We start from the raw sequence: 385 nt of genomic DNA, 5'->3' as shown, positions 1-385 counted from the left end.
GGCGCGCGCCGCGGCGCGGCCACGCGCAGGCCGCGGTGGCGGCACACGTCGATGTCGGCGTACTCCAGCACGCGGCCGTCGGCGAGCGAAAAGCGCAGGTCGTAACGACAGCCCGGGCCGGCCAGCTGGATCGTCGTCGCCGCGCCGCCGCCGGGCAGCGACGCGCCGATCGGCTTGTCGACGAACGCGGCCGCGCCGGCCGCAGACGCGGCGACCGCGACGATGCGGTCGGCGCCGCGGTTGCTCAGTTCGAAATAGCGCGCCTGGGCCTGCGCGGCGGAAGCGGCCGCCAGCGCGGCGACAGCAAGGGCGGCGGTGCGGATCGCGGGCATGACGGTGCTCCGGGGTCGGTGCGGGCGGGCCCGGTCCGCGCGCGCGGGCCGGG

1 protein-coding gene is annotated in these 385 nt (G+C 79.0%); it reads right to left on the bottom strand.

Translation table 11 applies throughout. The annotated features are described in order from the left end of the window. On the bottom strand, positions 1–332 hold a 332-nt coding region (locus A7A76_RS03375), incomplete at its 3' end, for a hypothetical protein (protein ID WP_206409871.1). Positions 333–385: the final 53 nt, after the last annotated feature.

The organism is Lysobacter enzymogenes, assembly GCF_017168095.1.
Taxonomy (GTDB): domain Bacteria; phylum Pseudomonadota; class Gammaproteobacteria; order Xanthomonadales; family Xanthomonadaceae; genus Lysobacter; species Lysobacter enzymogenes_D.
The sequence above is the reverse complement of the archived record's forward strand: the minus strand, read 5'-3'. Positions and strand labels throughout refer to the sequence as shown.